We start from the raw sequence: 21,166 nt of genomic DNA, 5'->3' as shown, positions 1-21,166 counted from the left end.
GCGGACGGCGCAGGGCGGGGACGCGCCGCGACGGCGCCGTCACCTCACGCGCGAGGGGGTCTTGGCAGGCGGTCGGGGTCGATTGACGAGGCCGTCTCGGTCAAGCTGGCGTAGACCGGGGGCACGGCTTCGATGCGGGGCATGACGGGACCGGTGGCCGCCGCCGGGGTGACTTGGTGGCAGCCGCAATGGATGTGGCAGGCCAGGCCGGGGTCGTTCGCGCCCGCGTCCGGCGCGGAGGCCGACAGCGTCACTTGCGCGGCCTGCCGGTGGCCCCCGTGATAGGCGAGGTCGTGCGCGTAGCCCGTGACGGGCGCGACCAGCGACAGGGCGAGGGCGAGCGCGAGCAGGCGGGCGGCGAGCGCCCACCATCTCCGTGCCGCCCGTCGGCGGCTATGCCCGTCTCGCGAGACCATCTCCGGCCTTATGTGCGATTTCCCCGGGTTCGCACAAGGTGCTCCCACGCGGGACGAAGCCTGCGCGGATGTCGATAGGGCGAAGCTCAGAGAGAGCAGGCTAGCGAGATCTCAGCCTGTACACGACTTCCGAGGAATTCGCCCCAATCTCGGCGCCATGATGAGACCGCTGGTTGCCTATCGCCTCACGATTCAAGAGGTATTTCTCGCGTTGTGAATATGGCGCGGTAATCATCGGTTACCCAACCGTTACCGTCGCGCGCTCGACGCCACAACTCTCCTCTCCACCAATTCGCGCCAGTATCTGTAACCCCCTCGCGAATAACCTGAGGTTTATAGCCTCTCGACCCTAAGTCCCGTCGAGCGACTCTGAGAAGGAAGCGCTGGGCCGCATGCTCATGGCTGTCGGCAATAACTGTCTCGATGCGGACGGTCCCATTGATTTTCACGAAAAACTTTAGTGTATCGCTCATATATGCCTCAATTTTTGTCGTAGAATTCAAAACAAGCCGCGACACAGCTAGGCTCGACTTGCTTGTCAACGGGTGCGGCAAGCGTGTGTAAAAATCTACTGCTTGCACGGACGAGCGGCAATCAAGCACTAGCTCCGTGATTAACGTGCATTCGGCCGCACCCGTGATGCGCTGCTGTTTTGCAACGCCTTCAATTGCCGCTTCGGCGCGAGCCCGAACCGCACCCGGCCCGCCTCCGTCAGCGTGGCCGGTATTTGGTACCCGTTCGCCCAGCCGCCCGGCTTGATCAAGCCATCCTCCGCCGCGTGGATGACGGCCCAGGCGTCCTCGACGACCGGCATGACCTGCCCGGACGCTTGCACTTGGAGCCTCGCTATCGCAGCCTCCCGGCCGGGAGACTCGGGTTCCGGGACCCCCGCGGCGTCCATGAGGGATCGTGCGTTCGCGATGGCGAGCCTGCCTTCGATGGCCGCCCGGGCGGCGTACATGGCGACGTAGTCTGAGGTGGTGTGCTCCAGGGTTGCCGCGAGGGACTCCCAGCCCGCGTCGGTCGTTAGATCCTCGGCGTGGTGCCCGCGGTACCGGAAGGGGCTGTCAATCTCCTCGGTGTCCCAAGCCGCCTTCAAGCCACTTATGGCCTCGACCCGCTGAACAAACGCCAAGCCGCTGGCCGATGGGAAATTCAGGAAGAGGCGCACTTCGCCCGACCCGAGGACTTTGGCGAATAGGGGCGTGGCCAGGGACCGCGGCTTCTCCGGAGCATCAGGGTCACGCAGGTCGCCGCCGAGCCGGAGCCACGTTTCATCGACAAGACCCGCCGCGACGAGGCGCTCGCCGGGGGACGGGGCAACGTCGGGCTTGGGCTGATCGGCGTCCTTCGGGTACCGGCGCCATGATCGGGCTTCCTCGTCCCATCCGAAGGGCACCTTCAGGTCTGGCCACGAGTATTCCCGCACCGAGTGCGGGTTGCCCCGGACTCGGACGGTGTGGAGTTGGCCGTCGAAGACGCGCACGCGCCCGACCAGGGCACCGTGCGGGTCACGGACGACCGAGACGACCTCGGTCACCGCCATGGGCACGCCCGGCGGCAAGGCGTCCTTCATGTGCTGGAGGAGCTCCCCGACGAGGGCGTCCTTGGACGCGGTGTAGACGAGGGCGTCGGCGACAAAGAGGTCGCCCTGCCAGGGGCTCTGCTTGCGCTTGGCCATGATCACGCCTCCGAACCGAAGATGGCCAGCCGAAGCTCCGGCCGGAGTTGCTTGCGGTGCCGCCAGACCGCTGCGAGTCCCTGCGACGCCTCGATGACGGTGAACTCGGTCATGCCAGACAGGATGTGCCCGGCGTGGCTGTGGGACTTGCCCCAGCCCACGCCGTTATCCAGCGTCGCGAAATCCTCGTCGTGGCTGGAGAGAATCTGAAGCGCGGTCCTGAGAGGGGCATGGATGGCTTGGTTCTCGGCGAGCTTCAGCCAGCCCTTCGACGGGTCCTGGGCGATGCGCTCACGGACCCGGCGGATGGTCTCGTCGACGTCGGCGGTGAGATCGCGCGCCAGTTTCGCGACGACGGCCTTGGGGATGCCGCCCTCGGCCTCCGGCTCGCGCAGGAGCCCCTCGGCGAGCTCGCGGCGCTTCTTCGACCAAGCCCAATGCAGGTCCCGCAGCGATTCGCGCAGGCGCTGCAGGTCCGCCTTGCGGCTCTCGCCGTGGAGCTCGGCGTCGAGGGCATCCGTCTGCCGGCGACGCTCGTCCTCCCGGGCAATACGACGGTCGTCGTAGGCGAGAGCCTCATCGGCGTCGGTGAGCGCATCGAGGATGGCCTGATCGCCCCTTGTCGGGTCCTCCCAGCACAAGGGCTGGACGACGCCCCCTGCACGTTCGGCCGTCCCCCAGGAGAACCCGACCTCGGCAAGAGGGACGCGGAGGAGGCGGTAGGCACGGCTGTAGATCGCCGTATCGCCGTCGCCGGCCCAGAGCGTCCGGTCGCCCCGCCGGGTTCGGACGTCTCGCAGGCGGCGCCACGTCAGCCCTAGGGCGGCGACCGGGAGGGCCGCCCCGATGGGTGCGGGGACCGCTGGGGCGGTCTCAGGACCGCCCCGGGATGCGGCGATGGCGGCGAGCAGCACGGGGATGACGACCCCGGCAGCGGCGAGAGCGAGGATGAGGAGGGAGAGCATCTGCGGCGAATCCTGGAAGCCTGCGGGATTCCAGAATGCTGCCATCGCAACCAAGAATTTCGCAAGGGGCTTTCAGACGAAATCGGTGTTCATGGGGGGAAGGGGTACATGGTCATCGCGGTTAACGGGCGACGTAGCCTATGGCGCATGTGTAGATCCTACACACTCCTCGTCGGTGACTGAAGACCAAGATGACGCACCCCGTTGACACCATGCCGGCGACCCGTACGCTTCCATGTACACGTTTGGATTCACTGAACGCCGTTCACCAATACTTCCTTCGAAAGTCGAAGCAATATGAGCATGGAGCGCCTGTTCGCGGAGTTCGCTCGCGAGCATCTCGGTGAGACCGAGCACCGTCCGCCCGCCCTGATCGATGTCGCCCTACGGGAGCATGCCGCCTTCTACGGCCGGCACATCCCGTTCGCCGTCGGCGACCTCGTCACCCCCCGAAAGGGCAAGACGATGAAGGGCGCCGGCGAGGCCCACATCGTCATCGCCACCCTGGAGGAGGCCGAGCACGATCTCCGCGTCGGCACGCCGGGCAGCAACAACCACGGCAAGCGCTACGACATGCGCGTGCTCTCATGGATGCACGGGAACTACCCCGCCCATTGGGTCGAGAGCGCCGAGTTCGAGGCCTGGGTCGACCCCCACGCCAAGCCCGCCACCGAGCCGGCGACCGCGGCGTGAGCCAGCCCGCCGACACGAAGGCCGTCCTCGCGCTCCTTCGGGAGCGCGTGGGCGCGGCCGGGTCGCACCGTTCATGGGCCGCCTCGGTCGGCCTCTCGCACACCTACGTCTGCGAGGTCGCCCGCGGGGCCAAGCCCCCGGGGCCCCGCCTGCTGGCGGCTCTCGGGCTGCAGTCGCACACCGTCTACACGCTCGCGCCGCGGGAGGCCGCCCATGCGTAACCCGTTCCTCGACGACCCGGACCTCGTCGACCTGCCCGATTTCCTTCGGCACCTCGAAGCAGACATCCGCCTCGCCGCAAGCCCCTCCTTCAACAGGCACGCCGCCCGTGCGCCTGTCGTCGACATCCCGTCGGAGATGCCCCCGGCCGCGCCGGTCGACGCCCGTCCCGTCGCCCAGGTCCGCACCATCCCGGCCGCGGCGACGCCGGTCCCACCCCGGCGCCCGGTGCTCATGCCCTCGGCCGATCCCCGCCGCCCCTCGCAGGGGAGCCTGCTATGACGGGCGGCGCCCTCTCCAGCATCGACGGCGACGTCTACGAGACGCCGTCGCCGGCGCTCGTTGCCCGGATCGTCGATTCGCACGGCCTGGATATGGCCTGCGAGCGCTGGTTTTGGATTGGCGAGCGCACGCTGAGCTCCCTCGCGCAGAAGGGGCGCGCCCAGGCAGGCCGCGTCTCCCCGCCCCGCACCGGGGGTCGCTCGATGTCGTGCTCGGAAGCCGAGGCGGCCGTCGCCATCGAGACGGGCTACGCCCTCGGGAGCGCCAAGCGGGGCACCCGGGCGGCCGGCATCAGCGTCGGCGCGCAGGGCCTGTATTCGCGCCGCGGCCTGACGCCGCCGACGATCTCTTCCGAGGAAAGGGGCGTCGCGACCTCGCTCGGGGCAAGGGCCCGTCGCGGCGACGTCGAGGCCATCTCGGCCTGGGAGGCGAGGCTGACCTTCGAGCGCGCCGTCGGTTCCGTCATCCGCGCGGCGCTAGCCCTGGTCGCCGCGCAGCCCGCCACCGGCCGCTACGTCCTGCCCCCGGTCGACGCGGTTCTCGCAGCGGCACTCCGGGACGAGGACCCGGCCGCCGTCGCCGCCGTCTTCCCCGACCTCGCTGCGCTGGAGCCGGAGCCCGAACCGGCCGAACCCGAGCCCCCTGTCACCGTCACGCCCCCCATCCCGGAGACCTACCCCATGCCCCGCATGCGCCGCATGCCCACCGACGACGTCATCCGGGCCGAGCGCGCCCAGGGCAAGACCGCCGCCCGCATGGCCTACGATTGGGAGGTCTCGGTCCAGACGGTCTACGCCCATTGGCGCCGCCTCGACGCCGCCGCCGCCCTGGCTGCCCAGGTCGAGGCGGTTGCACCCGAGCCGGTGCCCGCACCGCGTCCGGAGCCGATCTTCCGTCCCGCCGCGCCCGTCCAGCCGCCCGGCCGCCTGACCGTTGGGGATCTCGCCATCGCGGTCGACCTGGCGCAGCGCGCACAGATCACGCCGGGGGAGGCTGTCGAGTTCATCCGTGCCGACGTCGACCAGGCCCGGGCCCGTCCCGCGGCGCTCGAACCGGAACTTGCCGGATTTACGGCGCCGCGCATGTCCCCTGCGCTAGCCAGCTGGTTCCAAGCGCTGGCCGACGGTCGCGATCTGCCCGAGCTTGAGATGGCGGACTTCCATGTCTGAGGCATCCCCAGTCCGGCACGAGCCGGCCCCCGCTGCCGAGGCTCCCGCCGAGCGCCCAATCGACGTCATCGCCCGCATCGGACGGGCGATGTACGGCCCCCTCTGGATTGGGAAATTGGCCGCCGACAACGGCCTGTCGCACCAGAGCGTCCGTCGGTGGCTGGCGGGCCAGGGCAGTCCCACTGCCTTCGACTTCAGGCTTGTGAAGCTCATCGCAAGGGAACATGCCGCCCGCGTGATGCGCGCTGTCGGGGATGAGACGCCATGAAGCTCAGCCTCGACATCCCATCTCCCGCTGCCCGTGGGAACGGCGGCCCGGCCCTCGACGAGACGAACTACGAGCAGTTGGAGCGGATCGGACGCGCCCTGCATGGCGACCTTTGGCACGCCAAACTGGCCAACGACCTCGGTGAGAGCGAGCGCGACGCGCGCCGTTGGCGGGCGGGTCAAGGTCAGCCCTCCGACGAGACCCTCCGTATGGCACGCTGGTATGTGCGCCAGTACATCAAAATCCTCCAGCGCATCGTCGAGGAATAGCCGATGAGCGAGTCCCCCTTCGAGCTCCCCGGCGCCGTCCTCCTCGCCGGCGCGGACGCTGCCATTGAGGCCGACCGCATCCGCGCCGGCGAGCCCTGGGCCGGGTGCGAGATCGCCGGCCTGCAGTTCTACGATTACGAACGTGAGGGCCTCGACGGCGATCCCGTCCGTCCCCGCGCCGGGGACCGCCTCGTCCTCGTCCGGGCGCCGGACAACGAGCACGACCCACGCGCCGTCGAAGTTTGGTGGCGCAACGATATCAGGCTCGGGCATCTGCCTCGGGGCGTCGCCCGCGAGGTTGCCCCGCACATGGATGCCGGGGCACCACTCCGGGCTTACGTCAGCGACCCGGGCACGGGAGAGGCCTGGTCCGCCCGGGCGCTCCTCGTCGGCCCCGCTGTCGGCGACCTGCACGCCAAGTGGATCGCGCACGCCACCGCCCAGGCGCTGGACGAATGGAAGTGGGGCGAGCGCCTCGCCGAGATGCGCCGCGAGGGCGACAGCCGTGCCAGGGGCGCGCGGTTCGAGAAGCAGCTGTCGCTCGCCCGGGCCGCCCGGCTCGCTCAGGCGGTCAACACGTTCGTCGCGAAGATGCCGCCCGAGCCCATCGACGAGGCGCTCCTCCCCCCGGTCGGTGCCTGCGTGGAGATCTTCGCCATCGAGAAAGCCGTTGGGTGCTCGCGCTCGACCGCGAAGCGCCTCGCCTAACGGGCCGGCGCCCGCGTCCAGGTTCGCATGCGCGGATGGTTCGCCGAGCGCTCCGACGTCGTCGTCACGGCGGAGCTCCGGGCCGCCATGGCCGAGTGGGCATCCCGGCCGCGGCGGCGGGTGACCGTCGCCGAGCTCGTCTAAGCCGGGACCAACACGGCCACGACATCAACCATACGCACTTAACCTTCGCCGGCGGCCGTTGATCGGTTTCGGCAAACACCCGATCGTGCTCGTATGACGCTTCCCGACATCATCGTCTCCCGCGACGTCTTCGAAGGCAGGCCAGCGTTGGCTGCTGCAGCCGAAGATGACACGCCGCTCGACCTAGAGACAGCGGTCTGGCTTCCGACGCTGTGCATGCCGGTGACGCTCCCCGGAGCCACTCGGCCGACGTACTGGCCCATCGTCGAAGTCCGCCAACTGCGCTCGGCCATCTCGCGCGGGGAACTGCGACCTGAGCGATGGGGCCGGCAAATCGTCGTCACGAAGCGCATCATCAGGGAGTGGAGAGAAGCATGCCGCGACGCGCCCTCGGAGCGAGACTCTGGGAAAAGCCGGCCGAGCACAACAAGGACGGCACGCTCCGGAAGCGGCCGGTCTGGGTCATCCGCGACGGCAAGGCAAACATCGTCACCGGCGTCCCAGTCCTCCCTGAACTCCCTGACCGCAATCGCGGCGCGGCTGAGCCGGCGCTCGCCGAGTACCTGACCCGCAAGCACAACCCCGCCCGGGACGAGGACCGTGCGCTGGGCGAGATCCTGGTGACGGACGTCCTCGCGGTCTACGGAGAGGACATCGCCCCCAAGCACGCTCGTCCCGAGAAGACCGCCGCCCGGCTGCTCCAACTTGGGGCCTGGTGGGATGGCATGACGGTCGCCGAGGTCAACGGCAAGAGCGTCCGGGCGTACGGCACGTGGCGGAAGAAGACCGCGTGGAAGTCGGCCAAGCCCGACAAGACCGGCAAGCGCCCGCGCACGGTCACCGATGCCGGCGTGCGCCGGGAACTAGAGGACCTGCAGGCGGCGCTGAACCACTACCTAAAGGAAGGCCACATGCGGGCCACCGTGAAGGTCCCGCTACCGCCCAAGAGCCCGTCGAAGGAGCGCTACCTGGAGCGCGCGGAAGCGGCGCGCCTGCTCCGGACGATGCTCCACATGCCGGAGATGCAGACGCGCCACCGGGGTTCGGACAAGGGCAAGGTCGTGGCGACGAGCAAGCGCCCTGCTCGGCACCTCGCCAGGTTCCTTCTCGTAGGAATCTACACCGGTACCCGTGCCGCCGCGATCTGCTCGGCCGGCTTCGTCCCGGCGGAAGGCCGGGGGTGGGTCGATCTTCGGCGCGGCGTGTTCCACCGGCGGAAGGCAGGAGCGGCCGAGACGAAGAAGCGACAGCCGCCGGTAAAGCTTCCGGCGCGCTTGCTCGCTCACATCCGGCGTTGGGCCAGGACCCCGCGCAAGGACGGATCGATGCCCGAGTTCGTCGTTGAGTTCCGGGGCAAGCCAGTCGGCGAGGTGAACAAGGGCTTCGCCTCCGTCGTCACCGCGGCCGGGCTCGGTCCGGACGTCACGCCTCACACCCTGCGGCACACCTGCGCGACTTGGCTGATGCTGAACGGCGTCGATCTCTGGCAGGCGGCCGCCTACCTCGGCATGACCGTCCAGATGCTGGAGCGGGTCTACGGGCACCACCGGCCGGACTTCCAGGAGGCCGCAGCCGGTGCCCTGGACAAGGCCGGGAGGCGGGCGACCGAGACCCTCGACATCGAGGACGCCTTCACCCGTCGGGCTGCGTAACCGGGCTAGACATCGGCCAGCCCCCCGTACAGCAGGGCGTTCAGCGTCAGGCTGCACGCAGTATAGGCATCGGCCGCATCGTCGATTTCCTCGGGCGTCCACGGCTTGCCGTGGCGGAGAAGCCGTTGCGCCCCGCCCGGCACCGTCGCCGGGTAGGCGTGCACGATCCCGTTCCGCAACCGGACGAGACGCTTGAACTCGGTCGCCGCCGCGACGCATTCGGCGCCCAGGGCAGCCTCCGCCAGCTCCCCCGATAGCCGTAGGAGGTCGTCGGCAATAGTGCCTGCGGTCTTCAGAGCCACGGTGTCGAGGTAGCCGTCCTGCATCCGCGCGCAGCAGCAGACTGCGTTCCACTCCAGGCTGGCGAAGCAGTAGGCAGAGCGCCCCAGGGAGATAAGGTACGGATCATCGACGGGGGTGCGGAGGCGGTCGTCCTTCATGCCTCCCTCCTACCCAGGGGTCCCCTTTCGTTCTAGGGGGACAACGGGGGGACAGGAACGCGGGGGAAACCGGGGGGATTGGACGGTATCCGAGGGGTGTTGCCAGAGCGCGGCGCAGGGCGTGGGAACGTAGCGCGGACCCGCTCATAACGGTCTGGTTGCAGGTTCGAGTCCTGCCGGGCCCACCACCTTGCCCTGCGATCCCTCAAGGAGAGGTCCAGCAAGGCCCACCATCTTGCGCGGCGCTTCGGCCGCGATGGAAAAATCCATCCCAGCCACCATACGACCCTGTTTCAAATCCAACTCCTGCGTGTGCCTGGGGGCGTTCGGATTTTGTTGCCACGTTGAGGATGCCGGCGAGATCGCCGTGCAGGTCGATCAGCAGTCCTTTCGACTTCGGGTCAGGCGTCAGGACGATGCGGTCGACCAGCGATCGAATCAGTTCGGCTGCTTCATCGCGCCGCGCCTCGTCGTTCAACGCATCGACGAGCGCTGTCACCTCCGTCCGGTAGCAGAGCGCCATGTTCGGATGGAGGAGGATCGGCGCAGGCTCCTTGCCAGCTAGATGTTTGGTCCCGGAATTTGGTGGTGCGGGTCATTCGTGAACCTGGACGGATCGTCTGTCCAGGCTTTGCAGATGGCTTCGTAAGGGGTGAGGCCGCGTAAGGTCTTGAGGCGACGCGCGAAGTTGTAGGCTGCGACAAGGTCGGCGAGGTGCTGCCGAAGCTGATCGTGGCTGTCGTCATGAAAGCGTTTGACGGTCGCTTCCTTGATCGTCCGGTTCATCCGTTCGACCTGTCCGTTCGTCCAGGGATGACGAGGCTTGGTCAAGCGGTGCTCGATCTCGAGATCAGCGCAAGTTCCCTCGAAAGCATGGCAGCGAAACGGCACCTTCTCAGCCCTCATCGCTTTGATGTCTTCGAGTGTCCAACCATCGCCGGCTGGATCGGTGAAGTGCGTGCCATTGTCGGTGAGCACGATCTGGATTTTGTAGGGAACAGCGCTGGCAAGAGCTCTGAGAAAGTCTCCTGCAATGCGGCGGGGTCGCTTGCTCATGCAGCTCGACGAAGGCGAACTTGGATGTTCTGTCGATGGCTACGAAGAGATAGATTTTGCCCTCTTGTGTTCTGACTTCGGCGATGTCGATGTGGAAGTAGCCGATCGGGTAGCGTTTGAACTTGGATCGCTTGGGCTGCTCATCGGTCGCGTCGGACAGCTGCGAGATGCCGTGGCGCTACAAGCAACGATGCAAGGACGAGCGCGTCAGATGTGGGATTGTTGCCTGGAGAGCGTAGAGGCAATCATCCAGCGGAAGGAGTGTGTAGCGTCGGAACGCCACAATGACGGCCTCGTCCTCGCTGGACAGTACCGTGGATTTTGGCTCGCTCGGCCCTGTGTTGTGATCCTCGGTTGAGGTTCGCTTCTTCCAATTGGCCACCGTCTTGGGATTGATGCCATAGCGCGTCGCGAGGTGCCTCAGGCTGTCTTGACTATGCTGGATCGCTCGACGGATTTCCGCAGTCGTTGTGGCGCAGCCGTGGTGAACCTAGCCCATAGCGCATCCCTGCACTCGAGCGCGAAGAGTGCACCATCAAACCCTGGGATCAAACATCTAGGACAGAATTCTAGCGAAAACTCGAGAACCGGACCAAAGGTCGTTTTCAACGACCGTTGGCCTTACCCGTCGCAGGATCCCTCTCCCCGCAGGGAAGAGGGGCCATGCGTCATCGTGTCGGCGCCGCGTTCACGCCGCCGTGGTCATCCCGGCTTCGTTGCGCTTCACGTCGTAGCGGTCGAGCATCATCAGCTTGTGCCAGACCTTCACGAAATCGCGGACGAACCGCGCCTGGCCGTCGCTGCCGGCATAGATCTCGGCCACGGCCCGGAGCTGCGCGTTCGCGCCAAAGACGAGATCGCAGCGCGTCGCCGTGAACCTGGTCGCGCCGGTTTGCCGGTCGTCCAGGGTGAAGGTCATGCCGGCCGCATCCGCCTTCTTCCACTCGTAGTCCATGCTGGTGAGCACGGTGAAGAAGTCGTTGGTCAGCACGCCGACGCGGTCGGTGAAGACGCCGTGGCGCGAACCGTCGTGATTGAGGTCGAGCGCCCGCACGCCCCCGGTCAGCACCACCCAGTCGGGCGCGGTGAGCGCCAGGAGGTTGGCCTTGTCGAGGAAGACCTGCTCGGGGGCGACGCGGCCCTGCGTGATCTCGGCGAAGGACGGATCGACGTAATTGCGAAACCCGTCGACCAGGGGCTTCAGCCACTCGACGCTCTCGGCATCGGTGAGCGCGTCGGTGGTGTCCATCCGGCCCGGGACGAAGGGAACCGGCGTGGCCGCCCCGGCCGCCTTCGCCGCCTCCTCGACGGCCGTGCAGCCGCCGAGCACGATGAGATCGGCGAGCGAGACCTTCTTGCCGCCGGACGCCTTGCCGTTGAAGCCGGCCATGATGCCGCGCAGACGCTCGATCACCGGCAGGGTGCGCCGGTTGACGGTCCAGCCCGATTGCGGCGCCAGCGCCAGACGGGCGCCGTTGGCGCCGCCGCGCTTGTCGCTGTTGCGGTAGGTGGCGACCGACGAGAACGCCGTGAAGGCGAGATCGGAGACCGACAGGCCGCTGCCCAGAATCTCCGCCTTCAGGGCGGCGATGTCGGATTCGTCGATCAGCGGGTGGTCGACCGGCGGGATCGGGTCCTGCCACAGCAGGTCGTCCTCGATCTTCGCCTCGGGCCCGACATAGCGCTCCTTCGGACCCATGTCGCGGTGGGTGAGCTTGTACCACGCCTTGGCGAATTGCAGCGTGAAGTAGTCGAAGTCCGACAGGAACTTCTCGCAGATCGCGCGATAGACCGGGTCGGTCTTGAGCGCGATGTCGCTCGTCATCATCATCAGCGGGTGGCTCTTGCCCGGGATATGGGCGTCAGGCGTGCGCGGCGCGTCCGGGTCGGTCGGCTCCCATTGCAGGGCGCCGGCGGGGCTGCGGGTCTGCCTCCACTCGTACTTGAACAGGTTCTCGAGGTAGCTGTTGTCCCAGTTCGTCGGGTTCGGCGACCACGAGCCCTCGATGCCGTTGGTCATGGTGTATTCGGCAAAGCCCGTGCCCTCCGGGTTCTGCCAGCCGAGGCCCATCGCCTCCATCGGGGCGATCTCCGGCGGCGGCCCGACCTTGTCGGCCTTGACCATGCCGTGGCTCTTGCCGAAGGCGTGGCCGCCGGCGATCAGCGCGACGGTCTCCTCGTCGTTCATCGCCATGCGGGTGAAGGTGATGCGGATGTCGCGGGCAGAGCCCATCGGATCGCCGTTGGCGTAAGGACCCTCCGGGTTGACGTAGATCAGCGCCTGGTGCGAGGCGGCGAGCGGATTCTCGAGGTCGTACTCGGCCTCGCCGTTCTGACCGCGCCAGCGCTTGTCGCGGGTCACCATGCTGTCGAAAGCCTGGACATTGGTCGGATCCCACTGCTCGGGACCCCAATAGGTCGCGTTGTCGGCCTCCCAGGCATCCTCGCGGCCGCCGGCGAAGCCGTAGGTCGGGAAGTTCATGATCTCGAGGGCGCAAGTCCCAGTCAGCACCATCAGGTCGGCCCAGGACAGGGCGCTGCCGTATTTCTGCTTGATCGGCCAGAGCAGGCGGCGCGACTTGTCGGTGTTGCCGTTGTCCCACCAGCTGCTGATCGGGGCGAAGCGCTGCAAGCCCTGGCCGGCGCCGCCGCGCCCGTCGGCGATGCGGTAGGTGCCGGCCGAGTGCCAGGCCATGCGGATCATCTGCGGGCCGTAATTGCCGTAATCGGACGGCCACCACGACACCGAGCTGGTCAGGAACTGCTTGATGTCGCGCTTCAGCGCCTCGTAATCGAGCGACGCGAAGGCGGCGCGATAATCGAACGCCTCGCCGAGCGGGTTCGCCTGCGGCCCGTTCTGGTGCAGCATCTCGACGCGCAGGCGGTCGGGATACCAGTTCTCCAGGGTGGGCGGTGAGGTGAAGGCGCCGCCGACGCGATCGCCGCCGAAGGGGCACTTGCCCGACAGGACGTCAGTGTACTGTTCCACGCCGTCGTTCCTTCCATACCGATCGCGCGCGGCGACCGTGAGGCATGAGCAGGCGGTCCCGGCCGCGCGAGGCCGTCCGCTCAAAAGTCGTGATCCGATCCCGCAGGATGCTCTATACTGATGCTGGGTATATGAATGAGGCCGTGAATGCGGGCGATGGGCGGAATCACCCAGGGCTCAGACTTGCGGACACGATGCGTCATCCCAGACCCGTCACGATCAGGCAGTGCGCCGACACAGATAGGCGCCGCTTCCGTTGCGGCCACTCTCATCGCGTCGCGCGCGTCACGGCGTCTCGGCGGGGGGCGCGGCAGCCCGTCCCGCCTGCGCCGCCCTGGCCCGGCCCGTGGGAGGTGCAGGTGGAGCGATCCGACCGGCGGAGCGTCGGGCCAGAGGACGATGCGGCCCGCATCGACCGCGACGAGCCGGTCGACCGCTCCGGCGCGCGGCAACCCGCGCGGCCGTCATGGCACTTGGACATCGTGGCCGAGGGCGGTCGTAATGCCATCGGCCCAAGATGCTGACGCATCGGGCCGATGAACCATCTCAAATTTTCGATTCTAAGCCAAAGGCTTAGCGAAAATTGGAGAACGGAACCAAAGGTCGTTTTCAACGACCGTTGGTATAACACGCCCTGCTCTGGTCGACTCAAGCCACCGCCATCGCGTCAGGCGGGCGGCGACGAGCCACCATCGTGCCTTTTCGATCAATCCTGAGCGAATCCGCTCTCACCGGCGTCTCGGGCATTCCGCCAGGGGCGCTGCCTCCAATTTAGGCATAGCCGCGAACCCGGCAGCAAAACAAACAGGCTTGCGTGTTCGTAACATCGTGTCACAGTTCCGGAATGACGAAGGGGCAACGATGCGCAGGACACAGGAGCAGCGGAGTGCGGAGACGCGGCGCGCCCTCCTGGAGGCCACGATCCGCCTGCTTCACTCCGACGGGTATTTTCGCCTGACCACGCCCGCCATCGCCCGGGAGGCCGGCATCTCCCGCGGCGCTCTCAACCATCACTTCGCCTCCAAGGAAGACCTGCTGATCTCGGCCCTCGAGTTTCAGCTCCGCACCGTCATCGTCGACATGCGCGCCTTCGCCGAGCGCACGGCCCACCGCGCCGACACGTCGGATCTCGTGGTCGACTACCTATGGGACCTGATGGCGGGCGGCCTCTATTACGTAACCCTGGAGTACCTGCCGCAATTACGGCACAACCCGACGTTCAAGGGCCGGATGATCCCGGTGGTGCGCGAATTCCACCAGGCCCTCGACGAGGTCTGGACCATCCTCGCCGAGACCGAGGGGATCGAGCCGGAACGGGCACGGGCCACCCTGACCCTCACCATGGCGATGATCCGCGGCATGGTCGCCCAAACCATCGTGCGCGACGACGAACCCTATTTCCGCAGCCTCCTCGACTTCTGGAAGGCCGGCCTGCGCGTGCTGCTGCACCAGCCGGTGGCCCTCGACGCGACCAGGAAAGCCATCGAACCGTGACCTCCGTCCTGCTCATCAAGAACGCCCGCCTCGTCGACGGCAGCCAGGACCGGCCGAGCGACCCTCTCGACGTGGTGATCGAGGGCAACCTCATCCGCGAGGTCGGCCCCGGCCTCGCCTCCGGCGCCGAGACGGTGATCGATCTCGCCGGCCGGACCCTGATGCCCGGGCTGATCGACTGCCACGTCCACGTGATCGCCTCGACGCCCGATCTCGGCGCCAATGCCGAATTGCCCAATTCCCTCGTCGCCCTGCGGGCGGCGCGCATCATGCACGGCATGCTGATGCGCGGCTTCACCACCGTGCGTGACCTCGGCGGCGCCGACCACGGCCTCGTCCAGGCGATCGAAGAGGGGCTGATCGCGGCGCCCCGGCTGGTGATCTGCGGCAAGGCCCTGTCCCAGACGGGCGGCCATACCGATTATCGCGGCCGCAACCACTCGCGGCCGGTCGATTACTACGCCGAGCGCCTGGGCACTCTCGGCCGGATCTGCGACGGCGTCGACGCGGTGCGCCGCGCCTGCCGCGAGGAGATCAAGGGCGGGGCGCGCTTCATCAAGATCATGGCCAATGGCGGCGTCTCCTCGCCGACCGACCCGATCGCCTTCCTGGGCTTCTCCCGCGACGAGGTGCGGGCGGCCGTCGAGGAGGCGGAGAGCGCCCAGACCTACGTCGCCGCCCACCTCTACACCGATGCGGCGATCCGCCGTGCCCTCGCATGCGGCGTCGTCTCGATCGAGCACGGCAACCTCGTGACGGCCGAGACGGCCCGGCTGATCCGCGAGGCCGGGGCCTTCGTGGTGCCGACCAACGTCACCTTCGAGGCCCTCGCCCGCGACGGGGCGGCCCTCGGCCTGCCGCCGGAATCGGTCGCCAAGATCGAGGACGTGCGCGAGGCCGGCCTCGCCGCCCTCGCGACCCTGAGCGATGCGGGGGTCCTGATGGCCTACGGCTCCGATCTCCTCGGCGACATGCACCGGCACCAGTCGGAGGAGTTCGTGATCCGCGGCCGCGTCCTGCCGGCCGCGGCGGCGATCCGGTCGGCGACCCTGGACGCGGCGAAGGCCCTCCGGATGGAGGGCCGGATCGGCACCGTGGCGCCGGGCGCCTTCGCGGATCTCGTCGCCGTCGACGGCAACCCGCTCGAGGATCTCGCCCTGCTCACCGGCCAGGGCCGCCACATGCCGCTGATCGTCAAGGACGGCGCCGTCGTCAAGCAATCCGCCCGCTTCTGACCCCCTCCCCGTCCCGCCTTCTCGAGGAACCCCGACCATGCGCTTCGACCGACGCCAAACCCTCCGGCTGATGGCCGCCGGCACCCTCGCGGCCGGCCTGCCCCGCGGGGCCTCGGCCCAGGCGGAGGAGTTCCGCGTCGGCGCGCTCTGCCCCGTGACCGGGGCGGGCGCCACCTTCGGCGCCGGGATGCAGAAGACGATCATCGCGACGGCGGCCCGGATCAACGCCGCGGGCGGCGCGGCCGGCCGGACGTTCCGGGTCTTCGCCGATGACGACCAGACCCAGCCTCAGGCCGGCGTCCTCGCCGCCAAGAAGCTCCTCGAGGTCAACCGCGTCCAGGCGATCCTCGGCACGTGGTCGTCGGGCGTGTCCCTGGCGGTGATCCCGCTCACCAACGAGGCCGGGGCGATCCTGATGAACACTTCGGGCGCGCCGGCCCTGTCGGTGCCACCGGCCAACGCCAAGCACCTGTCCTACCGCTTCCAGGCGACCAACGACCGGTTCGGCCGCGCCTTCGCGCAGATCGCCGCCCGGGAAGGCTTCAAGCGGCCGGCCACGATGGCGTTCAACAACGCCTCGGGCATCGGCAACACCGAGGGCTTCGCCAAAGCCTGGAAGGCGCAGGGCGGCAGCCTGACCAAGGCGGTCGTCTACGAGCCCAACCAGCCGAGCTACCGCAGCGAATTGCAGAGCGTGCTCGACACCAAGCCCGACGTCATCGTCATGGGCTCCTACGTCGCCGACACCGCGATCATCCTGCGGGAATGGTACCAGACCGGCGCGACCACCAAGTTCATCCTGCCCGACTGGGCGGTCAACGCCAGCACCATCGCGAGCCTCGGCGAGGATGTGCTGTCGAACTGCATCACGGTCGAGAGCGTGGCGAACGAGGGCTCGCCGGCCTTCGCGGATTTCGACGCTCTCTACCGCAAGGAGATGGGCGCGCCGGGCCGCGGGAACAACTACGCGGCGATGGCCTACGACATGATGGTGCTGCTGGCGCTGGCCGTCGAGGCGGCCGGACCGGGGGCCGACGTGGCGGCGATCAACGCCCGGATCATCCCGTTGAGCGGTCCCGACGGCGAGGTGGTCTCGTCCTTCGCGCAGGGACGCGACGCCCTGAAGGCGGGGCGCACGATCAATTACGACGGCGCATCCTCGGTGCTCGACCTCGATCAGTACGGCGACGTCACGCCCGATTTCGGCGCCTACAAGTTCAACGGCAAGAGCTTCGAGCGCAAATATATCGTCAAGATCTGAGCGCTCCGCTTCTCCTCCCGACACTGATCCTCCGGCAGTCGACGACGCGGCCGGGCGCGGGGCTTCGGCCGGCGCGCCGGCGCCCCGCCGTGCCGGCCGCCCTCGCCCAGGCACTCCGATGCTCTCTCTCGACCTGCTCGTCGCGGGCCTGATCTCCGGCCTCGTGATCGGGCTCTCCGCCCTCGCGGTCACCCTGGTGTTCGGCGTCGCGCGCTTCCCCAACGCCGCGACGGGCGACGCGATGTCCCTCGGCGCCTACGCGGCCCTCGCGGTCGCGGCAGGGACCGGGTCCCTGGTGGCCGGCGGCGTCGCCGCGGTCCTCGCCGGCATCCTCCTCAACGTCATCCTCTACCTCCTGGTGTTCCGACGCCTGTCGGACCGCAGCCCGATCATGTCGCTTTTGGCCTCGATCGGCGCCGGGTTCATGATCCGCTCCAGCCTCGGCCTGGTCTACGGGCAGGATCCGCAGGCTTTCCGGGTGCCGCTCGCCCGTCCGCTGGTGCTGCTCGACGTGCGCGTGCAATGGCTCGACCTGAAGCTCGCCGGCCTCACCCTGGCGACGCTCGCGGTCGTCTATCTCATCCTGGCGAAGACCGCGGCCGGGCGGCGGATGCGCGCGGTCTCGGCGGATCCCGCGCTCGCGCGGGTCTCCGGCATCGACCCGACCCGGGTGATGCTGACGCTGTGGGCGCTGGCCGGCGGCGTCTCGGCGGTTGCCGGGCTGGTGCTCGGCCTGAAGACCGTGGTGACGCCCGATCTCGGCTGGAACCTGCTGCTGCCGGCCTTCGCGGCGGCGGTGCTGGGCGGGATCGGCAGCCCGCTCGGGGCGGTCGCGGCCGGCATCCTGCTCGGCATCGTCCAGGAGCTGGCGACGCCCTTCGTCGGCTTCACCTACAAGATCGCGATCGCCTTCGCGGTCCTGATGCTCGTTCTCCTGATCCGGCCGCGCGGCCTGTTCGGCCGCGCCGAGGGAGCCCGCTGATGGAAGCCTATCTCCTGGCGATCGCGATCTTCGTCGCGATCTTCACCCTCCTGACGCTCGGCCTCAACCTCCAGTATGGTCTGACCGGGCTCACCAATTTCGGCCTCGTCGGCTTCTTCGGCATCGGCGCCTACGCCTCGGCGATCCTGACGACGCATGGCTACCCGGTCGTCGCCGGCTTCGCGGCCGGCGCGGCGCTCGCCGTGATCGCCGCCTGGCCGATCGGCCTCGTCGCCTTGCGCCTGCGCGACGACTACTTCGCCATCGCCACCCTGGGCTTGTCGGAGGTCGTGCGCGTCGCGATCATCAGCGAGAAGGAACTGACCGCGGGCGTGCAGGGCATCCCGGGAATCCCGCGCCTGTTCGCCGTCCTGGAGTCGCGCACGTGGCAGCCGCTCCTGCTGCTCGCGGTCCTCGTCGCCGCCAATCTGGGGGTGGTGCTGGTGATGCGCCGCATCGCCCGCTCGCCCTTCGGCCGGGTGATCGGGGCGATCCGCGACAACGAGGAGGCGGTGCGTGCCCTCGGCAAGGACCCGGCCCGGTTCAAGACCCAGGTCCTGATGGTCGGCGCCGGGCTGTCGGCGGTCGCGGGCAGCTTCTATGCCCATTACGTCGGCTACGTCACGCCCGACCAGATCACGCCGCTCGTCACCTTCCAGATCTGGATGGCGATGATCCTGGGCGGCACCGGCCGGATCTCGGGGGCCGTCCTCGGCACGCTGCTCCTGATGCTCCTGATCGAGGGGGCGCGCTTCCTGCCCGACCTCCTGCCCTTCGTCTCGAGCACCGCCATGGCGGAGCTGCGGGTGTTCGTGGTCGGCCTCGCCCTCGTCCTCTTCACGGTGTACCGCCCCCAGGGGCTGATGGGCGAGGTGGCCCGGCGATGAGCCTCGAGATCTCCCGACTGGTGAAAGCCTATGGGCCGATCCGCGTCACCGACGACGTGTCGTTCACGGTGCCGGCCGGCGGCCTCGTCGGCCTGATCGGGCCGAACGGCGCCGGCAAGTCGACCCTGTTCTCCCTCGTCACCGGCTTTCTGGCGCCGGATTCCGGCAGCGTCTCCCTCGACGGCCGTTCCCTCGACCGCACGGGCCCGGCCGAGCGGGCCCGGCGCGGCCTGGTCCGCACCTTCCAGGTGCCGCGGGAATTCTCGCATCTCACGGTGCGGGACAACCTGATGGCCGCGGCGCCCGGCCAGGCCGGCGAGACCCTCGGGGCGCTCTTCCTCCTGCCCGGCCGGGTGCGCCGGGAGGAGGAGGCGCTGCGTCGCCGGGTCGAGGAGATGATGGCCTTCCTCAAGCTCGACCGGGTCGCGGAGGTACCGGCGGGCAACCTGTCGGGCGGGCAGAAGAAGCTCGTCGAACTCGGCCGCGCCCTGATGACGGGGGCCCGCACGATCCTGCTCGACGAGCCGTTCGCCGGCGTCAACCCGGTCCTGATCGAGGAGATCTCGGCCCGGGTGCGCGAGCTGAACGCCCGCGGCATCGGTTTCCTGGTGATCGAGCACGACCTCGCCGCTCTGTCGCGCCTCGTCACGACCCTGCATGTCCTCGACCGCGGCCGGCTGATCGCCGGCGGCCCGCCGGCCGCCGTCCTGGCGGATCCGGCGGTGCGGGACGCGTATCTGGGAGGAGCGTCGTGAGCCTGTTGTCCATCGAGGGCCTGACCGGCGGCTACGGCGAGGTCGACATCCTCAACGGGGTCGACGTCTCGGTCGCGGCCGGCCAGATCGTCACCATCGCGGGCACCAACGGGGCCGGCAAGTCGACGCTGGCGAAGGCGGTGGTCGGGCTGCTGCCCCGGGTCGCCGGCCGCCTGCGGCTCGACGGCGCCGACCTGATGCCGGTACCGGCCGAGCGGCGGGCCGCCCGCGGCATCGGCTACGTGCCGCAGGTCGCCAACGTCTTCGGGCCGCTCACCGTGCAGGAGAACCTGGCGGTCGTCGAGGGCGTCGCCGGGCGGCGCGGGCGCATCGCCGAGCTGTTCGCGATGTTTCCCGCGCTGGCGGAGCGCCGCCGTGCCCGCGCCGGCAGCCTGTCGGGGGGCGAGCGCCAGCAACTGGCCTTCGCCCGCGCCCTGATGACCCGCCCGCGCCTCATCGTCCTCGACGAGCCGACCGCCGCCCTCTCGCCGGCCCTGGTCGCGGACAGCTTCCGGCGCATCGCCGGCCTCGCCGCCGGCGGCACCGCGGTGCTGCTGATCGAGCAGCGGGCCCGCCAAGCCCTGGCGATCTCCGACATCGGCTACATCCTGGATCTCGGCCGCGTCGCGATGACCGGTCCAGCGCGGACCCTCCTGGACGACGAAAGGGCCGCGCGCCTCTATCTTGGGCAAGAGACGGCCTGATTGTCCAAGAGGCCGGAGACGGCCTGATTTCCAAGAGGCCGCCTCGATGGATCCTGTGCCGAAGCCGCGCGCTCACCCGACGGCGGAACCGTGGGGCGGGAGGCATCCGGGAAACACCGCGAAGCCGTCGTCCCGCACCCGGTCGAGGAACCGGCGGTAATCCTGCTCGCACGCCATGCCGGGCAGGATCCGCCCGTAATGCGCCGCCGGCGCGGTCCGCTCCGGGAGCAGGGCGAGAGGCGTCGCCGCGGGCGTGAGGTGCGCGCCCCTGCCCGAGACCAGGGTGGTCAGGATGCCGAACATCTCGCCCTGGATGGTCGGCCGGCCCAGCATGGCGAGACGGTACTGCCCCTGGAACTCGGTGACGAGGTAGATATGCCCCGACTGGTTGGACACCGAGACGGTGCCGGTCTGGGCGAAGGGCGCGTCGAGGCGCTCGGCCTCGCGGAAGACCAGCTGGGCGCTCCCGGCATCCCAGGCGATCTCGGTGCGGTAGGCGAAGATGGCGTCGGCCTGCCCGAAGGAGGGCCGCAGCGTGAGATAGCATCCCTCCAGGAAGGCCACCGCCGCACGGGTATAGGAGCCGAGGGCCGCCGGAGCCTGGCGCGCCGCCGCCGCGGGGGCCGGCGCCGACCGCCGCAGCGGCGTCCCGAGCGCCTCCTCGAGGCGGATCGTCGTCGCCAGCGTGAACGGCCGGCGGCCCGACAGGGCCTTCTCCAGGGTCGAGATGCTGATGCGGGCCGCATCCGCCAGCGCCTGGCGCGACAGGCGGTTGCGGGCGAGCGCCTCGCGCACCGCATCGGCGACCGCCTGGCTCTGCCCGTCCGGGAGGGCCGCCTCCTCGGTCTCGCGCGGAGTCTCGAAGGGCGGCATCGGGCGGACCTCGCGCGGAACCCG

Annotated in this window: 21 protein-coding genes and 1 pseudogene; 14 read left to right on the top strand and 8 right to left on the bottom strand. The window is 68.9% G+C overall.

The window, feature by feature from the left end; all coding sequences use genetic code 11:
- Positions 1-44: 44 nt before the first annotated feature.
- The 3 genes from VP06_RS10535 to VP06_RS10525 all read right to left on the bottom strand — a co-directional run bounded on the left by VP06_RS10535 (position 45) and on the right by VP06_RS10525 (position 3,062).
- A complete protein-coding gene (locus VP06_RS10535) occupies positions 45-416 on the bottom strand; it encodes a hypothetical protein (RefSeq protein WP_048463718.1) in 372 nt (123 codons plus the stop codon).
- Positions 417-1,029: 613 nt separating this feature from the next.
- Complete coding sequence (locus VP06_RS10530; protein ID WP_048463717.1) at positions 1,030-2,097, bottom strand: hypothetical protein; 1,068 nt, start codon at positions 2,095-2,097, stop codon at positions 1,030-1,032.
- A 2-nt stretch (positions 2,098-2,099) separates the two neighbouring features.
- The gene (locus VP06_RS10525; protein WP_048463730.1) at positions 2,100-3,062 is read right to left on the bottom strand and encodes a hypothetical protein; all 963 of its coding nucleotides are present in this window, start codon (positions 3,060-3,062) and stop codon (positions 2,100-2,102) included.
- Between the two features lie 303 nt (positions 3,063-3,365).
- On the opposite strand from VP06_RS10525, the gene VP06_RS10520 reads away from it, so the two are divergent.
- From VP06_RS10520 to VP06_RS10485, 7 genes are all read left to right on the top strand, one after another.
- On the top strand, positions 3,366-3,755 hold the full coding sequence (locus VP06_RS10520; RefSeq protein WP_156295534.1) for a hypothetical protein: 390 nt from the start codon (positions 3,366-3,368) through the stop codon (positions 3,753-3,755).
- The gene (locus tag VP06_RS10515; RefSeq protein ID WP_048463715.1) at positions 3,752-3,976 is read left to right on the top strand and encodes a hypothetical protein; all 225 of its coding nucleotides are present in this window, start codon (positions 3,752-3,754) and stop codon (positions 3,974-3,976) included. The genes VP06_RS10520 and VP06_RS10515 overlap by 4 nt, the downstream gene beginning before the upstream one ends.
- The gene (locus VP06_RS10510; RefSeq protein WP_048463714.1) at positions 3,969-4,256 is read left to right on the top strand and encodes a hypothetical protein; all 288 of its coding nucleotides are present in this window, start codon (positions 3,969-3,971) and stop codon (positions 4,254-4,256) included. Before VP06_RS10515 ends, VP06_RS10510 begins: the two co-directional genes overlap by 8 nt.
- On the top strand, positions 4,253-5,425 hold the full coding sequence (locus tag VP06_RS10505) for a hypothetical protein (RefSeq protein ID WP_048463713.1): 1,173 nt from the start codon (positions 4,253-4,255) through the stop codon (positions 5,423-5,425). Before VP06_RS10510 ends, VP06_RS10505 begins: the two co-directional genes overlap by 4 nt.
- A gap of 264 nt (positions 5,426-5,689) precedes the next feature.
- Positions 5,690-5,962: a hypothetical protein gene (locus tag VP06_RS10495; protein ID WP_053081689.1), complete on the top strand. Its 273-nt coding sequence runs from the start codon at positions 5,690-5,692 to the stop codon at positions 5,960-5,962.
- 3 nt (positions 5,963-5,965) lie between these two features.
- Positions 5,966-6,670: an HIRAN domain-containing protein gene (locus VP06_RS10490; protein ID WP_048463711.1), complete on the top strand. Its 705-nt coding sequence runs from the start codon at positions 5,966-5,968 to the stop codon at positions 6,668-6,670.
- Positions 6,671-7,188: 518 nt separating this feature from the next.
- Positions 7,189-8,466, top strand: coding sequence for a tyrosine-type recombinase/integrase (locus VP06_RS10485; protein ID WP_048463710.1), 1,278 nt, complete (start codon positions 7,189-7,191; stop codon positions 8,464-8,466).
- A 5-nt stretch (positions 8,467-8,471) separates the two neighbouring features.
- Here VP06_RS10485 and VP06_RS10480 read toward each other — a convergent pair whose 3' ends face one another.
- From VP06_RS10480 to katG, 4 genes and pseudogenes are all read right to left on the bottom strand, one after another.
- Positions 8,472-8,906, bottom strand: coding sequence for a hypothetical protein (locus VP06_RS10480; RefSeq protein WP_053081685.1), 435 nt, complete (start codon positions 8,904-8,906; stop codon positions 8,472-8,474).
- Positions 8,907-9,111: 205 nt separating this feature from the next.
- Positions 9,112-9,405: a hypothetical protein gene (locus VP06_RS36190; protein WP_156295533.1), complete on the bottom strand. Its 294-nt coding sequence runs from the start codon at positions 9,403-9,405 to the stop codon at positions 9,112-9,114.
- Between the two features lie 62 nt (positions 9,406-9,467).
- A pseudogene (locus VP06_RS10465) lies at positions 9,468-10,419 on the bottom strand (IS481 family transposase).
- 231 nt (positions 10,420-10,650) lie between these two features.
- Positions 10,651-12,951 (bottom strand): catalase/peroxidase HPI, encoded by a 2,301-nt coding sequence (katG, locus tag VP06_RS10460; RefSeq protein WP_048463708.1) that lies wholly within the window; start codon positions 12,949-12,951, stop codon positions 10,651-10,653.
- An 861-nt stretch (positions 12,952-13,812) separates the two neighbouring features.
- On the opposite strand from katG, the gene VP06_RS38045 reads away from it, so the two are divergent.
- The 7 genes from VP06_RS38045 (at position 13,813) to VP06_RS10425 (ending at position 20,269) form a co-directional block, all read left to right on the top strand.
- Positions 13,813-14,445, top strand: coding sequence for a TetR/AcrR family transcriptional regulator (locus VP06_RS38045; RefSeq protein ID WP_048463707.1), 633 nt, complete (start codon positions 13,813-13,815; stop codon positions 14,443-14,445).
- A complete protein-coding gene (locus VP06_RS10450; protein WP_048463706.1) occupies positions 14,442-15,680 on the top strand; it encodes a metal-dependent hydrolase family protein in 1,239 nt (412 codons plus the stop codon). The genes VP06_RS38045 and VP06_RS10450 overlap by 4 nt, the downstream gene beginning before the upstream one ends.
- Before the next feature lie 37 nt (positions 15,681-15,717).
- Positions 15,718-16,941, top strand: a complete 1,224-nt coding sequence (locus VP06_RS10445; RefSeq protein ID WP_053081683.1) for an ABC transporter substrate-binding protein — start codon at positions 15,718-15,720, stop codon at positions 16,939-16,941.
- 118 nt (positions 16,942-17,059) lie between these two features.
- Positions 17,060-17,923 (top strand): branched-chain amino acid ABC transporter permease, encoded by an 864-nt coding sequence (locus VP06_RS10440; RefSeq protein WP_048463705.1) that lies wholly within the window; start codon positions 17,060-17,062, stop codon positions 17,921-17,923.
- Positions 17,923-18,810, top strand: a complete 888-nt coding sequence (locus tag VP06_RS10435; RefSeq protein WP_048463704.1) for a branched-chain amino acid ABC transporter permease — start codon at positions 17,923-17,925, stop codon at positions 18,808-18,810. The genes VP06_RS10440 and VP06_RS10435 overlap by 1 nt, the downstream gene beginning before the upstream one ends.
- Positions 18,807-19,565, top strand: a complete 759-nt coding sequence (locus tag VP06_RS10430) for an ABC transporter ATP-binding protein (protein ID WP_048463703.1) — start codon at positions 18,807-18,809, stop codon at positions 19,563-19,565. The genes VP06_RS10435 and VP06_RS10430 overlap by 4 nt, the downstream gene beginning before the upstream one ends.
- A complete protein-coding gene (locus VP06_RS10425) occupies positions 19,562-20,269 on the top strand; it encodes an ABC transporter ATP-binding protein (protein ID WP_048463702.1) in 708 nt (235 codons plus the stop codon). Before VP06_RS10430 ends, VP06_RS10425 begins: the two co-directional genes overlap by 4 nt.
- 72 nt (positions 20,270-20,341) lie before the next feature.
- Here the strand turns inward: VP06_RS10425 and VP06_RS10420 are convergent, their stop codons facing one another.
- The gene (locus VP06_RS10420; RefSeq protein WP_048463726.1) at positions 20,342-21,142 is read right to left on the bottom strand and encodes a helix-turn-helix domain-containing protein; all 801 of its coding nucleotides are present in this window, start codon (positions 21,140-21,142) and stop codon (positions 20,342-20,344) included.
- Between the last annotated feature and the right edge of the window lie 24 nt (positions 21,143-21,166).

This window comes from Methylobacterium aquaticum, from assembly GCF_001043915.1.
Taxonomy (GTDB): domain Bacteria; phylum Pseudomonadota; class Alphaproteobacteria; order Rhizobiales; family Beijerinckiaceae; genus Methylobacterium; species Methylobacterium aquaticum.
This window is presented reverse-complemented; position numbering and strand designations above follow the sequence as displayed.

What these genes read in the sequence shown, in the direction of transcription:
- VP06_RS10510 (WP_048463714.1), top strand. Translation starts at nt 3,969, where the DNA reads ATGCGTAACCCGTTCCTCGACGACCCGGACCTCGTCGACCTGCCCGAT.
- VP06_RS38045 (WP_048463707.1), top strand. Translation starts at nt 13,813, where the DNA reads ATGCGCAGGACACAGGAGCAGCGGAGTGCGGAGACGCGGCGCGCCCTC.
- VP06_RS10420 (WP_048463726.1), bottom strand. Translation starts at nt 21,142, where the DNA reads ATGCCGCCCTTCGAGACTCCGCGCGAGACCGAGGAGGCGGCCCTCCCG.
- VP06_RS10530 (WP_048463717.1), bottom strand. Translation starts at nt 2,097, where the DNA reads ATGGCCAAGCGCAAGCAGAGCCCCTGGCAGGGCGACCTCTTTGTCGCC.
- VP06_RS10485 (WP_048463710.1), top strand. Translation starts at nt 7,189, where the DNA reads ATGCCGCGACGCGCCCTCGGAGCGAGACTCTGGGAAAAGCCGGCCGAG.
- VP06_RS10490 (WP_048463711.1), top strand. Translation starts at nt 5,966, where the DNA reads ATGAGCGAGTCCCCCTTCGAGCTCCCCGGCGCCGTCCTCCTCGCCGGC.
- VP06_RS10435 (WP_048463704.1), top strand. Translation starts at nt 17,923, where the DNA reads ATGGAAGCCTATCTCCTGGCGATCGCGATCTTCGTCGCGATCTTCACC.
- VP06_RS10535 (WP_048463718.1), bottom strand. Translation starts at nt 416, where the DNA reads ATGGTCTCGCGAGACGGGCATAGCCGCCGACGGGCGGCACGGAGATGG.
- VP06_RS10445 (WP_053081683.1), top strand. Translation starts at nt 15,718, where the DNA reads ATGCGCTTCGACCGACGCCAAACCCTCCGGCTGATGGCCGCCGGCACC.
- VP06_RS10520 (WP_156295534.1), top strand. Translation starts at nt 3,366, where the DNA reads ATGGAGCGCCTGTTCGCGGAGTTCGCTCGCGAGCATCTCGGTGAGACC.
- VP06_RS10480 (WP_053081685.1), bottom strand. Translation starts at nt 8,906, where the DNA reads ATGAAGGACGACCGCCTCCGCACCCCCGTCGATGATCCGTACCTTATC.
- VP06_RS10440 (WP_048463705.1), top strand. Translation starts at nt 17,060, where the DNA reads ATGCTCTCTCTCGACCTGCTCGTCGCGGGCCTGATCTCCGGCCTCGTG.
- VP06_RS10430 (WP_048463703.1), top strand. Translation starts at nt 18,807, where the DNA reads ATGAGCCTCGAGATCTCCCGACTGGTGAAAGCCTATGGGCCGATCCGC.
- VP06_RS10525 (WP_048463730.1), bottom strand. Translation starts at nt 3,062, where the DNA reads ATGCTCTCCCTCCTCATCCTCGCTCTCGCCGCTGCCGGGGTCGTCATC.
- VP06_RS10495 (WP_053081689.1), top strand. Translation starts at nt 5,690, where the DNA reads ATGAAGCTCAGCCTCGACATCCCATCTCCCGCTGCCCGTGGGAACGGC.
- VP06_RS10505 (WP_048463713.1), top strand. Translation starts at nt 4,253, where the DNA reads ATGACGGGCGGCGCCCTCTCCAGCATCGACGGCGACGTCTACGAGACG.